The 12356-nt window shown below is 70.6% G+C and carries 18 protein-coding genes; 15 read left to right on the forward strand and 3 right to left on the reverse strand.

Features of this window, described 5'->3' with window-relative positions; genetic code table 11:
* Positions 1-3: 3 nt before the first annotated feature.
* The 12 genes from ACWD0Y_RS05090 to ACWD0Y_RS05145 all read left to right on the forward strand — a co-directional run bounded on the left by ACWD0Y_RS05090 (position 4) and on the right by ACWD0Y_RS05145 (position 8885).
* Positions 4-1797: a type IV secretory system conjugative DNA transfer family protein gene (locus tag ACWD0Y_RS05090; protein WP_450259088.1), complete on the forward strand. Its 1794-nt coding sequence runs from the start codon at positions 4-6 to the stop codon at positions 1795-1797.
* Between the two features lie 99 nt (positions 1798-1896).
* Entirely contained in the window at positions 1897-2133 is a 237-nt protein-coding gene (locus ACWD0Y_RS05095) for a hypothetical protein (RefSeq protein ID WP_450259089.1), read from the forward strand.
* A complete protein-coding gene (locus ACWD0Y_RS05100) occupies positions 2130-2852 on the forward strand; it encodes a DnaB-like helicase N-terminal domain-containing protein (RefSeq protein ID WP_450259090.1) in 723 nt (240 codons plus the stop codon). The genes ACWD0Y_RS05095 and ACWD0Y_RS05100 overlap by 4 nt, the downstream gene beginning before the upstream one ends.
* On the forward strand, positions 2747-3307 hold the full coding sequence (locus ACWD0Y_RS05105; protein ID WP_450259163.1) for a DnaB-like helicase N-terminal domain-containing protein: 561 nt from the start codon (positions 2747-2749) through the stop codon (positions 3305-3307). The genes ACWD0Y_RS05100 and ACWD0Y_RS05105 overlap by 106 nt, the downstream gene beginning before the upstream one ends.
* A complete protein-coding gene (locus tag ACWD0Y_RS05110) occupies positions 3304-3906 on the forward strand; it encodes a hypothetical protein (protein WP_450259091.1) in 603 nt (200 codons plus the stop codon). Before ACWD0Y_RS05105 ends, ACWD0Y_RS05110 begins: the two co-directional genes overlap by 4 nt.
* Positions 3896-4186: a DNA cytosine methyltransferase gene (locus ACWD0Y_RS05115; RefSeq protein WP_450259092.1), complete on the forward strand. Its 291-nt coding sequence runs from the start codon at positions 3896-3898 to the stop codon at positions 4184-4186. Before ACWD0Y_RS05110 ends, ACWD0Y_RS05115 begins: the two co-directional genes overlap by 11 nt.
* Positions 4179-5099 carry a DNA cytosine methyltransferase gene (locus ACWD0Y_RS05120; protein WP_450259164.1) on the forward strand — a complete coding sequence of 307 codons (921 nt, stop codon included), beginning with the start codon at positions 4179-4181 and terminating at the stop codon, positions 5097-5099. The genes ACWD0Y_RS05115 and ACWD0Y_RS05120 overlap by 8 nt, the downstream gene beginning before the upstream one ends.
* 94 nt (positions 5100-5193) lie before the next feature.
* Entirely contained in the window at positions 5194-5799 is a 606-nt protein-coding gene (locus tag ACWD0Y_RS05125; RefSeq protein WP_450259093.1) for a DUF4913 domain-containing protein, read from the forward strand.
* 1 nt (position 5800) lies between these two features.
* Positions 5801-6610 carry a hypothetical protein gene (locus tag ACWD0Y_RS05130; RefSeq protein ID WP_450259094.1) on the forward strand — a complete coding sequence of 270 codons (810 nt, stop codon included), beginning with the start codon at positions 5801-5803 and terminating at the stop codon, positions 6608-6610.
* Positions 6607-7080 carry a type II toxin-antitoxin system RelE family toxin gene (locus ACWD0Y_RS05135; RefSeq protein WP_450259095.1) on the forward strand — a complete coding sequence of 158 codons (474 nt, stop codon included), beginning with the start codon at positions 6607-6609 and terminating at the stop codon, positions 7078-7080. Before ACWD0Y_RS05130 ends, ACWD0Y_RS05135 begins: the two co-directional genes overlap by 4 nt.
* A 41-nt stretch (positions 7081-7121) precedes the next feature.
* Positions 7122-7982, forward strand: a complete 861-nt coding sequence (locus ACWD0Y_RS05140; protein ID WP_450259096.1) for a DUF317 domain-containing protein — start codon at positions 7122-7124, stop codon at positions 7980-7982.
* A 30-nt stretch (positions 7983-8012) separates the two neighbouring features.
* Positions 8013-8885 (forward strand): DUF317 domain-containing protein, encoded by an 873-nt coding sequence (locus ACWD0Y_RS05145; protein WP_450259097.1) that lies wholly within the window; start codon positions 8013-8015, stop codon positions 8883-8885.
* Positions 8886-9008: 123 nt separating this feature from the next.
* On the opposite strand, the gene ACWD0Y_RS05150 is transcribed toward ACWD0Y_RS05145, so the two are convergent.
* On the reverse strand, positions 9009-9191 hold the full coding sequence (locus tag ACWD0Y_RS05150; protein WP_450259098.1) for a hypothetical protein: 183 nt from the start codon (positions 9189-9191) through the stop codon (positions 9009-9011).
* Positions 9192-9395: 204 nt separating this feature from the next.
* On the opposite strand from ACWD0Y_RS05150, the gene ACWD0Y_RS05155 reads away from it, so the two are divergent.
* The 3 genes from ACWD0Y_RS05155 (at position 9396) to ACWD0Y_RS05165 (ending at position 10455) form a co-directional block, all read left to right on the forward strand.
* Complete coding sequence (locus ACWD0Y_RS05155) at positions 9396-9770, forward strand: DUF317 domain-containing protein (protein WP_450259099.1); 375 nt, start codon at positions 9396-9398, stop codon at positions 9768-9770.
* Positions 9771-9811: 41 nt separating this feature from the next.
* Positions 9812-10036: a hypothetical protein gene (locus ACWD0Y_RS05160; protein ID WP_111333751.1), complete on the forward strand. Its 225-nt coding sequence runs from the start codon at positions 9812-9814 to the stop codon at positions 10034-10036.
* Between the two features lie 236 nt (positions 10037-10272).
* A complete protein-coding gene (locus ACWD0Y_RS05165) occupies positions 10273-10455 on the forward strand; it encodes a hypothetical protein (RefSeq protein ID WP_355108808.1) in 183 nt (60 codons plus the stop codon).
* A gap of 423 nt (positions 10456-10878) precedes the next feature.
* Here the strand turns inward: ACWD0Y_RS05165 and ACWD0Y_RS05170 are convergent, their stop codons facing one another.
* Together ACWD0Y_RS05170 and ACWD0Y_RS05175 are read right to left on the reverse strand one after the other, a co-directional pair.
* Positions 10879-11673 (reverse strand): DUF5677 domain-containing protein, encoded by a 795-nt coding sequence (locus tag ACWD0Y_RS05170; RefSeq protein ID WP_450259100.1) that lies wholly within the window; start codon positions 11671-11673, stop codon positions 10879-10881.
* 215 nt (positions 11674-11888) lie between these two features.
* A complete protein-coding gene (locus ACWD0Y_RS05175) occupies positions 11889-12287 on the reverse strand; it encodes a hypothetical protein (RefSeq protein ID WP_450259101.1) in 399 nt (132 codons plus the stop codon).
* Positions 12288-12356 lie beyond the last annotated feature (69 nt).

A 12356-nucleotide genomic window follows, 5' to 3' on the forward strand; every position in this document is an offset into this window, starting at 1 on the left:
GCCTTGTCTCCTGCACGCACCAGCACACCCTCGACCACCACCGGCACCGACTTCCTGCTGTACCTGATGCTGTCTGTCGCCGGTCTCGGCATGGGGGCCGGGTCGTTGGCCTGGTTGTTCGGCAACAGCGCCAACACCCTCACCAGGTCCGGCCCCTGGGCTCCGTACGAGCCGACCGACGCGCTGCTCCACCCCCATGAAGTCTGGCCGCACCTTCCGCAGCCGGTCCTCGTCGGAGCCTGCTACGTCCTGCCCGCACTCGTCCTCCTGGCCGCCACGCTGCTCGGCGCGAAGGTGTGGCTGCGGTTGCGCCGCAACCCCAAGGGGCTGGCCGACCAGCGTGACCTGGCCGACCTGATGCCCAAGAAGATCGCGGCCAAGGCGATCGATCTCCGTCCAAGCCTCAAGGGCACCAAGCCCAAGGACGTCGTCCCCGACGACCGCGGCGTCCTGCTCGGCACGCTCACGCCCGGCGCGCGCGAGGTCCGCTCCTCGTGGGAGGACGTGATCCTGGCGATCATGGCACCCCGGTCCGGAAAGACCTCCGGCCTGGCGATCCCGGCAATCCTGCGCGCGCCCGGACCGGTGCTGCTGACCTCCAACAAGGCGGCCCGCGACGCCTACACCGCCACGCTCGCGGCCCGCGCCGAAGCCGGCACGGTATGGACGCTTGATCCGCAGCAGATCGCCCACGCGCCACAGACGATGTGGTGGGACATCCTCGCCGACGCCCGCGATCTCGCCGGAGCCCGCCGTCTGGCCGGGCACTTCGTGACCGCCTCCGTGGACGAATCGAACGCGGGCGACTTCTGGTCCACCGCCGCCGCGAACACGCTCACCGCGCTGTTCCTCGCCGCCGCCCGCGACCGGCGCCCGATCACCGACGTCCTGGCCTGGCTCGCCTCACCGGCCGACCGCACCCCCATCGACCTGCTCCAGGACGCCGGACTCGACGCAGTCGCCGCCCAGCTCCAGGGCACCGTGGCCGGCGCCGTCGAGACCCGCGACGGCATCTTCGAGACCGCGCGACAGTACGCGAGCTGCCTGCTCGACCCGGCCATCGCCTCCTGGGTCACCCCGCCCAGCGGCCTCGGCAAGATCCGCGAGTTCAAGCCGGAAGCGTTCGCCACCAGCACGGACACCCTGTTCCTGCTGTCGAAGGACGGCGGCGGCTCTGCCTCGGCGATCATCGCCGCCGCTGCCGACGCGGTCATGCGCGCGGCCGTCATCCAGGCCGAGCGCGACGGCGGGCGGCTCGACGCCCCGCTGCTCGCGATCCTCGACGAGGCCGCCAACGTGTGCAAGATCGCCGACCTGCCGGACCTGTACTCGCACCTCGGCTCCCGCGGCGTCATCCCGATCACGATCCTGCAGTCCTACCGCCAGGGCGTCCGGGTCTGGGGCGAGGCAGGGATGGACGCCCTGTGGTCCGCCGCGACGATCAAACTCGTCGGCTCGGGCATCGACGACGCCGACTTCGCGGACAAACTCAGCCGCCTGGTGGGCGATCACGACGTCCGTACGGTCTCGGTCTCCACCAGCGAGTCGGGCAAGTCCACATCGGTCTCCATGCGCCAGGAGCGCGTGCTGCCGGCGGACGCGATCCGCGCCCTGCGCAAGGGTTCCGCCCTACTGCTGGCCACCGGCATCCGCCCCGCGCTCCTCGACCTCAAGCCCTGGTACCGGGAGCCGGACGCCGACCGGCTCGGCGCCGCGTCCGCCACGGCGACCGCGGCGATCACCGAGCGCGCGCTGGCCAAGAACCTGCGCCGAGACGACTTCGGTCCGGCCGCATGACCCCGGTGATGCCAGGTGCCCGGCTGGCGAGACGCAACGGTGCACGCCCCCAACCGTCGCGTCCCTGGGCCTTCGCCCCCATCCCCTTGAGGTACTCCCATGTCCCACCCCGCCCCGTCCTGGGCTTCGATCCGCCGGTCCGAGCGCCTCGCCGGCACACCCGTCGTACGGCGCGGCGCCGACTGGTGGCTCGTGTCCCCGGCCGGCTCCCTGCTCGCCTCGGACCCCGCGTTCACCAGTGAACTGGACCGCTTCGCCGCCGACCTAGCCGCGGCCGACCACGCGGTCGCGGAGATCCGAGCCCAGGGCAAGCCCCCGCGCAAGGCACGGCCGTGACCCCGCTCGTCCACGCCGAGCAGGCCGTGCTGGGCGCGATCTTCCTGGAGCCCGGCCAACTCGACAGGCTCTCGCCCTGGCTGCGCCCGGAACACTTCTCCCGTCCCGTGCACACGGCGATCTACGCCGCGATGCTCCAGCTCAAGACCGATGGTCACCCGGCGGCAGCCACAACCGCCGGCTTCCCCGTCCCGCTGGCCTGGGTGACAGACACGCTGCGGGAGGCGAGCACACGGACCCGCGGGCTCACCGCCTCGTATCTGCACTCCCTCGCGTCGGCGTGCCCGCGCCCCGACCACGCCCCGGTGTACGGGCGGATGGTCCTGGAGGGGGCCATCCACCGCAGCGTGGCCCAGCGCGCCGCCCGCCTCCACCAGGCCGCGCTCGCCGACGGCCGGGCTGGCACGGTGGAGGAGACGCTGCACCACGCCCAGGTCCTGACCGACGTACTCGCCGACCTGGCGCGCGGCTGGGGCACCGAGGCACGTCCCGTGCAGCCGCCCACCCCGTACGCACCCCTCGCCGAGCGCCGCAGCCGGTGGGCGAGCAGGTCCTCGCCGACGAGGAGTTCCTCCTCGGCTGCCTCGCCGCCCGCCCCGAGCAGCTGCTCGGCCTGGTGCGATGGCTCCGCCCCGGCGACTTCGCCGACCCGGGCCATCAGCAGCTCTACCGCGCGCTGGGGGCCCTGCACCATCGCGGCGAACCCATCGACCAGCTGACCGTGCTGTGGGAGACCCAGCGTCGCGGCACCCTCGCGGACGGGACGCTCGACACCGAGCGTGTGATGCGGATCTGCGATCCGCTCGTGGGCGGGGCCGCCGAGCACTTCGGCGAGCAGGTCGTCCACGCCTCCCTCGTCCGCACGGCCGCCCTCGCGGCCCGGCAGGTCGGCGCCCTGGCCAACCGCGACGCGCTCGCGCCCGGGCAGCTCATCGGCTACGCCCTGCACGCGCTCGGCCCGCTGGACGACGTGCGCCGCCGACTGCGCCTCGCGCGCGAAGCCGAACCCGAGCCGCGGCGGCAGGCAATCCGGCCCGGTGCGCCGCCTCCTGCCGCCCGTATCGACGCCGCCCGTGCGCGCAGCCGCTTCGCGGATGCGGCGGCCCCCGCGGCGCCGGTCGCGGCCTCCGGCGCCGCGCTTCCCTCCCGCCACAGCCTTCGGAGTCCGTCATGACCGACCACACCGGCCGCGCCGGCCTGGAGAAGGACGAACTGTACGCAGTGGCCCGGGAGTTCGAGGAGGCCCGCCACGAGATTGTCGGGTCGTACACGACGAACTCCCTGCCTGACCTCGTCACCGCGTCCCACCACCTCGCCGCGCTGACGGGGCTGGTGAAGGATCTGTCCGACGAGGTCCTCTTCCGCGTCACCGACAATGACCCGGGCCTCGACTTCGGTCCGGTCATCGCCGCGTACACCAGCGCGTCAGCTACGGCGGGACGCGCCGTGACCAACTACACCGAAGCCTTCGAGCAGCTCGGATTCCTGCGCAGGTACGCGGAAGCCCCAGCCTCGGCTGACCTCCGCGACGCCCGCCAGGCCGCGTTCGACGTCGCGCAGGACCGGCTGGACCTCACCGTGGACTCACTGCAGGAAGCCTTCGTCGCTCTGCGGCACGCTGCCGACCGGATCGACGGCACCCCGCCTCGTGTCCTCGCGGCACTGAGCCGCTCGGCACGCCCAGCGAACTCGATCTACCGCGTCCCGGCCGAGCTGCCCGCGACCGAGCCGATCCGTCTCGCCTACATGCCGGTGTCCCGCCATGCGCGCTGACCTTCAGGCAGCGGTGCCAGGGCCGTCGATCGGGAGCCTGTGTTCCGGGTACGGCGGCCTGGATCTCGGCGTCCAGGCCGTCCTCGGCGGGACAATCGCCTGGCATGCCGAGGTCGATCCAGGCCCAGCCCGGATCCTGTCCCGACACTGGCCGGCCGTGCCCAATCTCGGCGACATCACGGCCGTGAACTGGGCCGATGTCCCGGAGGTGTGCGTCCTGACGGCCGGGTTCCCCTGTCAAAGACGTCTCGGTCGCCGGCCGCCGCGCCGGACTGGCTGATGGCACCCGGTCCGGTCTGTGGTTGCACATCGTCCGTGCCATCGAAGCCCTCAACCCGTGCCTGGTGGTCATCGAGAATGTCCGAGGACTCCTCACCTCCCCCGCCGGTTCCCCTGGCGACGTGGAACCCTGCCCGTGGTGTCTGGGAGACACCGCAGGCCAGCCTGCTGTGCGCGCACTCGGTGCCGTACTCGGATCCCTGGCCGACCTCGGGTTCGATGCGCGCTGGTGCGTGCTTCGCGCCTCTGAAGTCGGAGCCCCGCACCGCCGCGAGCGGATCTTCCTCGCCGCCTGGCCCACCTGGCGGGCCGCCGTTGCTGAAGACGCCGACGAGCAACCTGGCGACGAACGGAGGGAGTCAGCACCCGACGAAGAGGAAACAGGGCGGCCACGGCCCCAATCTGGCGGACGAGGTCGAGTGGCTGCTGCCGACACCGAAGGCGTCGGACGGAGCCAAGGGATCGCCCAACCAGCGTCACGGGAACGGGGACCTGACACTGCCCTCGGCGGCTGCCCGACTGCTGCCGACCCCACGGGCAAGCGACACCGGCACTCCGGGACGCCGACCGGGCGCGAGCTTCCGGCCCCCGCTCTCAGCGGTAGTTCTCCCCATGTTCACGGCTCAGACGCCGACGGACGAAGGGCGTGGGGACCGTACGCCGCCGCCATCGCCCGATGGGAGAGGGCAACGCGCCCGGCGCCCCTGCCCACGGACGAGGCGGGGCGCCTCAGCCCGCTGTTCGTCGAGTGGATGCAAGGGCTTGAACGCGGCTGGGTGACGGCCACTCCGGGGCTGGGACGCCCAGCTCAACTATCCGCTCTGGGCAACGGAGTCGTGCCGCAGCAGGCCGCTCGCGCGCTGGAGATCCTCGCTCCTCCCGTCGTGGTCTGCGGCCATCACGGCTCGTGGTGACCGGCGGTTACTACACCGGATTCCCGGCCTGGCCAAACCCGGTTTTCTTCGGATCCTCGCCACCCCAACCACCCGATCTTGCGAAGGGGTAGCGATGGCCGAACCCGCTCAGGAGAGCGAGCCGATTCGCGTGGCGGACCACGATCTGGACGACCTGGTCGCCACGGTCGCGAGGCTGGTCGCGGAGAGCCGTAAGCAGGGCGAGGCGCTCGCCTTGCTCACCGACGACGCCCCGCCCTCGAACGATGAGGGCGACGGAGCCGAGCGCGGTGATGGCGAGGGCTCGGTCGCCGCGACGTCGGCGGCCGAGCCGGGCGACTCACAGGAGCGCCCGGCGTCCATCTTCATCCTGGCCCTCGACGGCAAGGCATACGTCGAGGAACTTGCGGCGCTGACGAGTTGGGTGCACGACCTGCTGCTGCCGGTCTACGGGCGGGAGATCACCACCGGCCGGCCGTGGTGCCACCAGTGGCAGGAGCACCCCGAGGCCGTGGCCCGCCTCCATGCCCTGTGGCTGGCCTGGCAACAGCTCACCGACACCGAGGCCGGCCTCACCGGCCCCTCGACATGGCACCGCGACCACCTCGACCCCACTCTTCTCCAACTCCGCGTTCCCGACGGTCCACTCGGGGCGTGCACCACCAGTCCGACCCGCCCCAACCACCGGCTCCTGGCTTCGCCCGAGCCCGCGGGAGCCTGACATGACCGCCACACACGAGCCCCAAGCTCCGGACTACCGGATCGACGGCTTCGAAGCAGCCACCGAGCGGATCGAGGAGGACTTCTTCTCGGTCACGCTCTCGGACGACATGTTCGTACCCCTCGCCGAGCACCACAGCGACGACGGACGCGACAGCTACCTGCTGTTCCACGACCGGGCGGCCATCTGGGATGTACCCGGCACAGCGGAGTACGTCGCGTTCCACCTCACCCGAGACGTGGAGCAGCGGACCTTCGACTTCGAGTACGAGCGGGCCCCCACCGTCCCGCTCGCCCAGAACTGGCTCATCCGCCGGGGCTGCCCGCCGGAGGCCACCGCTCCGAGCCGCAACCACGGGCCACGCCCCGCCGATGCGCTCACCTCGCGGCTGGAGGACCTGCTCCGGACCAATCCCGACGGCCGGTACGAGGTCATCGACCACCACACCGAGACCTCGGGCTCGTTCGACTTCGGCGCCGAGGTGCGCACCCTCGTCCACGACAGCCACCCGGACTCGGCGCACGCCCCTTACCGGCTCTTCCTCGAAGAGACAGCCAAGGACTTCCGCTCCTACACGGTGCGCGAAGGAGCCTTCGCCAACGCCGAGGCGGCGGACGACTGGGCCATGGACCGCAGCACTCCTCTCCCACTGGCGCCAGCCCCGGAGGCCACCGTCGTCCACAGGGCCCAGGCTGCCCGCACCCGCTCCCCGCTCGCCGGAACCGCCGGCATCGCCGTCCCCCCGGCGCCCGTCGCGGCTCCTCGCCCCGTGTCTCCTTCCGTACCGCGCTCTCACCGGGGTGCGCGGTGAGCCGGGCGCGGTACGCCTTCGCGGCGCACCCCGAAGCCCTGGCCGATCTGCGCTCCGTTCCTGAGAGCATCCGCGACCTGGCCCTGCTGGAGCTGCAGCACCTGGTCCACGGCAACGAACGCGGAGCGGCGCTGACCCGCGAGCTCGCGGGCTGCCACAAGATCTACGTCGATCCGGAGACCCGCTGGCGCATGGTCGTCCAGTACCGAGACGCCCCGGCGACCTCGCAGCACCGCCGGGAGATCTACCTCCTCGCGGTCGGCGAGCGGCAGGACCAGGCCGCGTACCGCACCGCGGCTCACCGGCTGGAGCGCGAACGCGAGGCATCCACCGGGACGTCGCCTATGCACGGTCGCCGCGCCCAGGCGGCCCGTTCCCGATCCCCGCACGGGAGCGCCGGTCCGGCACACGCAGGTTCGCCGGACCCCGCGCCTTCCGCGGCTCCGCCGCGAGCACGCCGCCGCTCATGACGCCCAGCCCCTCATCCGCCACCGCCCGGAGGCACTTCCCCATGCCGCCTCTCGACCTCGGCGATCTCGCCCCGGGTACCGAGGCCCTCGTCGCGCCAGTCCACCTCGCAGGTCCCGGGACGAGGAAGCCCGTCTTCAGCGTCCTCGACAACGCCGTCGGCTGGACGAAGACCGTCGCCTTCGGTACGGACGCGTACTACGCCAGCCCGTGTCAGCGAGTCCGTATCGCCAACCCCGTGGAGAGCGCCTATGGCGGTTGGACGATCACCTACTCCGAGGACCCGCTCGGCGTTCCGGACTGGATCACCACCTTCGACCGCAACACGCCCCGCGAGATCGTCGTCGCCTTCACCAAGACGCTCGTCGACAGCCTGCCCAACCACTTCCGGGACTACTTCAGCGATGGCAAGCACTACACCGGCCTCGGCCAGGAGGACGTGCTGCGCGAGAGCAACTGGGAGCCGGTTCATGGAAGTGGGCCGTATTGGATCGTCTCGCCCGACAGCCGCGCGGCCCTGCGCACGCGCAGCGGGTGGCTCGACGAGTACACCGAACTGCTGACCCCGGAGAAGTCCATGTGGCGACTGTCCGGCGGCGTCGATCCCGTTCACGTGCCGACCTGGAGGGCCTTCTTCAGCAGTAGTACCCCACAGCACCTGCGCACCGCTGCCGCCACCGCTCTCACCAGCCTGGACGCTGTGCCGCGTTTCGCCGGCGACATCCCCGAACGCCACCGCGACCTGGTGCATGTGCGTCTCGCCGAGCCGGTGGCCGCCGTGCCCCGGGCCCAGGCGGCCCTGGCCCGTCGGCCGTACGCCGTCCACGCACCCGCGCCCGGGGCGGAGGCCGCAACCTCACCCGCATCAGCTGCCGCGCACGGTCGTTCACGCCGTCAGCGCTGACGGCTCGCCGCTCACACCCGGAGATCCCGCATGCCCTCCCAACCGCTCGACGGCGACGTCCACGTAACCCCGCTGTACCTCGCCGGCTCCACCACCATCGGCGACCCGGCGATGCAACCACTCCTCGACCACGGCTTCATGGCGCAGAGCGACGAGCTGGCGAACGTCTACGTCTCCTCCCCCGACCAGCACGTCCGGCTCGGATTCCTACCGGAGGGCACGGACAACACCTTGTGGAAGGTCGCCGCCCACAGCGACCCGTTCGGGCCGCCCGACTGGCTGGCCACCTTCGACTCCAACACGCCGACGGAGTTGGTGACCGCCTTCACCTCCTCCCTCGCCACCAGTTACGCCAAGGATCCGGACGCCACCTTGACCGGTCTGCGGCGACCGGCCGAGGAAGGCTTTCGGCCCCTGGAAGAAGCCGGATGGAAGCGAGGGAGCTGGCAGCTCACCACCCTGTTCACCGCGCCCGACGAACTCGCCGGCCTCACCTACAGGGGCGGGGCCCTGGATCGACACGCCGAACTCCGCGGCGACCAGGACCGCTGGCTGCTCTGGGGTGGCCACGACGGCTACAGCTCACGCTGGTACGCCACGTTCACCTCCAACGTCCCCGTAGAACTGATCGCGGCGACCACCGCCCGCCTGGCCGACCCCGCCCCCGTGCTCCGCTACGAGACCGAGGTCCCCAAGCGAAACCGCGGCGCCGCCCGAATACGTCCGGTGCCGCTTCCGGTCCCGACGCCACTGGACGTCCGGCGTGCCGCCGCCGCTCGCGCTCGCTCTCACGGAGGTCGCCTCGTGGGCGGCGCGTCGGCGGCGTCCGCACTCACGGGACGCCCCAGTGCCGTCCTGCCGGCCCGCGCCACCCATCATCGGCGGGTCGCGGCAGCACGCTGATGAACGGTGAACCCTCAACCACTGCGGACACCGATGGCCTGGCAAGACCAGATGCCGCACCCAAGACGCCGGCCGAGCCGTGACGCCCGGCCGCACGAACGCGGTCGATCGCGCGAACCGCCGTTAGCTCGGGCCAGCGCCACCGCGCTCCCGCAGGAACTCGTTGCCGGCGGCGCGCACCGCCTGCGCAAGCTCCTCGACGCTCAGCTCGATGCGTCTGCCGTCCGCCATGCGGGATCGCCCGAGTGACGCCGCCACGACGTCGTCGACGGTCTCGCCGTACGTACGCAGTTCCCCGTCCAGCACAGCGCTCTCCTCCTGTCATCGGTCGCCCCGGACAGCTCCCGGGGCGACCGGTTCATTCCCCACGTGGACAGCAGCGGGCGCCCCAACTACCAGTTCGCCCACGGCAGACGCCCCACCCGGGCGAAGGAGTGGAGACCTGCGCTTCGACCATGTCAACGTACGACCGCTTCGAAAAACCACAGGTCAACGAAGGGTTTGTTGTTCGTGACGCTCACCGCGACCACCCCGTTCTATGTCCCCGCAGCCCTTCCTGACGCCGCGCCCGGCGACCGCGAGTGGCTGCTCGACTGCCACTGCGCAGGCCCGGTCGTCGAGCTCCTCAAAGCGCAGGGCTGGGAGGTCATCTCCGACCCCTACGCCAACGTCCACTCCACCAGCCCCGATCAGCGCGTGTACGTCGGCTTCCTCCCTGAGACCAGGGAGGCCGCGCACGGCGCGCTGTGGCACATCCAGGTCAAGGACACCGACGGCGAGGTGGCGTGGACCCAGACCTTCAGGTCGAACGTTCCGGCCCAGGCCGTGGCCGGATTCCTCGCTGCGCTCATCGCCTTCCCCAGCCGCCACTGCGCCTGCGTCTGACCTACGCCGGCCCCTCGGCCTCACCAACTCAGGAGTCTCTCTTGTCTCACGAGATCACCGTTCGTCAGTTGATCCACCAGCTCCAGGCAGTCGACCCGGATCTCCCCGCGTACTTCGCCATCAACCCGGACTGGCCGCAGGCCCACCGTATCGGTCGCGTCGTTGAGATCAGCGGCTCGAACGGCGCCGCCTATCTCGCCGAGAACGGCCAGGAAGGCGTCCTGCCGCCTGAGGTCCGCGCTCAGCTCGACTGGGCCGACGTGTGAACCGCCGGTCACACCCGCAGCTCGCGGCGGGCACGAGAGTCTCTCCTCGCCCGCCCTTGCTCCTCAGTGATCTGGCCCAACGTCCCATGCCGCCAGGCGTACGTGGTGCTCTCATCCGCTCCGTACCACGGTGCGCCACCGAGCCGATCCCCACGACCTGGGTGTCCGGCCAAGACCGCACCCTTCTTCACCCGGGCTCCGCTCTGATGCACTGGACACCCGCCCCTGCTGGCGGGATGGACGTCACCGCGCGCCTCGGCCTGGCCTCGTCGGACGTCATCCTTGCCACCTGGCCGAGCCTTCACGGGGACTGGGGCGCTGTCGTCCACCCCACGCTGCGGGAGGCCATCGGTCTGCACTCCGCGCTGGCCGTGGCCATCGACGCTCTGCACCTCGCCAACCACCTTGCTGAAGGCTGAGTCCACGACGCACACCGAACACCGTGGGGGTAGTTCACGTAACTGCCCAGGTCAGGTTCACAGAACCCCTGGTCCGGAGAATCCGGACCAGGGTTCTTCGTTGTGCGTGGGCAGGGGCGTCAGCGGGCGCTGCATGACTGCCTGATCTCCAGCGGCGCCACCCTCGCCGCCAGGACCAGACCCGAACGCAGCGTCATCACCGCCCCGCACCCGAGCGCCCCAACGGACGACCCCGCCGCAGCCCCGCGCGGCGCCCGAGAGGCGGCTTCTAACGTGCTACCCCCTGATGCCTGGCAGGCGCAGGGAGCGGGACACCGCCAGATCAACAACTTCCTGGAGCAGTTCCAGCGCTACCGCGTCGGGAAGCAGCTGCGGCATATGGTCAACGAGGCTGCCAGGTATCGATGGCTGAGCGTAGATGGCTCACCTCCTGCTGCGCTTCTCCCGACGCTTCGGCAAGACGTCTTCCGGCAGACCCAGGTAGGCGGTGGCCTCGTCGAGCATCTTCGTGAGGGGCTGCCCGGACAGAATGCTGTCCATGACCCGCCCTGCCTGGATCAAGGCGCCCGCGGTCCAGATGATCTCGTTGTGGTCGCGCTGCCGCGGCTTGTCACGCGGAGTGCTGCCGCCCTTATCGCCGCGATCCACGTACAGCGTGGCGGTGTCGCGGGTGGTGTGTGAGAAGGCACTCAGGTACCGATATGCCGCGTAGAGCCTGGGCACCCCATAGGCGTCCACGAGGTTGGCGGTGGTTCCAATTTCCCCCTTCAGCGTGAGGAATGCTGGGTCAGCTGTGGCCTTGCGATCGTTGATCGCCTCGCGCACCTCTGACTCGTCAGGGAAGTCAAGCTTCCAGTTCCTCTTACCGGCCTCATCGATAAACGTGAGCAATTGGTCGTCGCTGTACGCGTCCAGTGCCGCCACTGCGTTCTGGCCACCCTCGACGAGCCACTGAAGTGCCAAGGCGTGGCTAAGCAGGTTCCGCACGACCGGTGCGACCACAGGACCGAGCCCCTTGACCTCCTCATCCAGGAGAATCTGCGCTGAGTCCGTGATCAGGTTCCACCAGCTCCACGCAGACGGAGCCACAGCCCTGTGTGCGACGTCGAACTCCACACCGCCGTCCCTGGCCAGGAGCCCGTCGCGGGTGGAGATCAGCTTGCGGATGACCTCGCGAGCCCGCTGGACAGTCGAATCCCCTTGAGCGAATTCCGGCACAGCGGGCACAGTATCCAAGTGCGCAGTCGCGCTAGGGCCAACACGCGAAGGCACCCGGATACCGCCCGCGCAGCAGTGGCACGCAACGGTGGAGGTCAACCTGGGGCGGACCCCATGGATGTGCAGCGGCTCTCAGGGGCAGCGTCCATGAGAGGCGATTAGACCGTAACGCTCCCCGTCGGGCCAGGAGGCGTCGATGCCCCTGCCACGGGCCTCTACTCCGGCCTGGGCTCCGACAGATACGTGCCGGCAAGCGTGCCGTCGTACCCAACGGCCTGGGCGGCGGCCTCCAGGCTCGGGTAGTCCTGGCCGCCGACGTCGATCATCGCGTCGTAGTCCGCGCGCGTCAGCTCGGGTTCGACCCACTGGTGGGCGCATCGGCAGCGGATGCTGATCTCGCTGCGGTCGCAGATGACCATCCAGTCGCGCCGCGCTCCGCACTTCGGACACATCACCGGGATGCCGCCAATGCAGATCTCCTCCGGGTGGGTGGTGGCGCGGAGGCGGATGATGCCGTCGCCGAGCCGCGTCTCCTGCTGCAGCCTCAGCAAGGGGTCGTCGGCTGCCGTCTCCGGCAACACGGCTCTCCGGGTCCGGAGGTCTTCGCTGAGCATTGGCATCGTCTCCTCGTCCTCTTGTTGACCAGCCCTAACAGCGTTGGCCGTGGGTGTCCAGCGCTTTGA

Source organism: Streptomyces altiplanensis (assembly GCF_053591575.1).

What these genes read in the sequence shown, in the direction of transcription:
- ACWD0Y_RS05095 (WP_450259089.1), top strand. Translation starts at nt 1,897, where the DNA reads ATGTCCCACCCCGCCCCGTCCTGGGCTTCGATCCGCCGGTCCGAGCGC.
- ACWD0Y_RS05110 (WP_450259091.1), top strand. Translation starts at nt 3,304, where the DNA reads ATGACCGACCACACCGGCCGCGCCGGCCTGGAGAAGGACGAACTGTAC.
- ACWD0Y_RS05115 (WP_450259092.1), top strand. Translation starts at nt 3,896, where the DNA reads ATGCGCGCTGACCTTCAGGCAGCGGTGCCAGGGCCGTCGATCGGGAGC.
- ACWD0Y_RS05125 (WP_450259093.1), top strand. Translation starts at nt 5,194, where the DNA reads ATGGCCGAACCCGCTCAGGAGAGCGAGCCGATTCGCGTGGCGGACCAC.
- ACWD0Y_RS05130 (WP_450259094.1), top strand. Translation starts at nt 5,801, where the DNA reads ATGACCGCCACACACGAGCCCCAAGCTCCGGACTACCGGATCGACGGC.
- ACWD0Y_RS05140 (WP_450259096.1), top strand. Translation starts at nt 7,122, where the DNA reads ATGCCGCCTCTCGACCTCGGCGATCTCGCCCCGGGTACCGAGGCCCTC.
- ACWD0Y_RS05145 (WP_450259097.1), top strand. Translation starts at nt 8,013, where the DNA reads ATGCCCTCCCAACCGCTCGACGGCGACGTCCACGTAACCCCGCTGTAC.
- ACWD0Y_RS05165 (WP_355108808.1), top strand. Translation starts at nt 10,273, where the DNA reads ATGGACGTCACCGCGCGCCTCGGCCTGGCCTCGTCGGACGTCATCCTT.
- ACWD0Y_RS05175 (WP_450259101.1), bottom strand. Translation starts at nt 12,287, where the DNA reads ATGCTCAGCGAAGACCTCCGGACCCGGAGAGCCGTGTTGCCGGAGACG.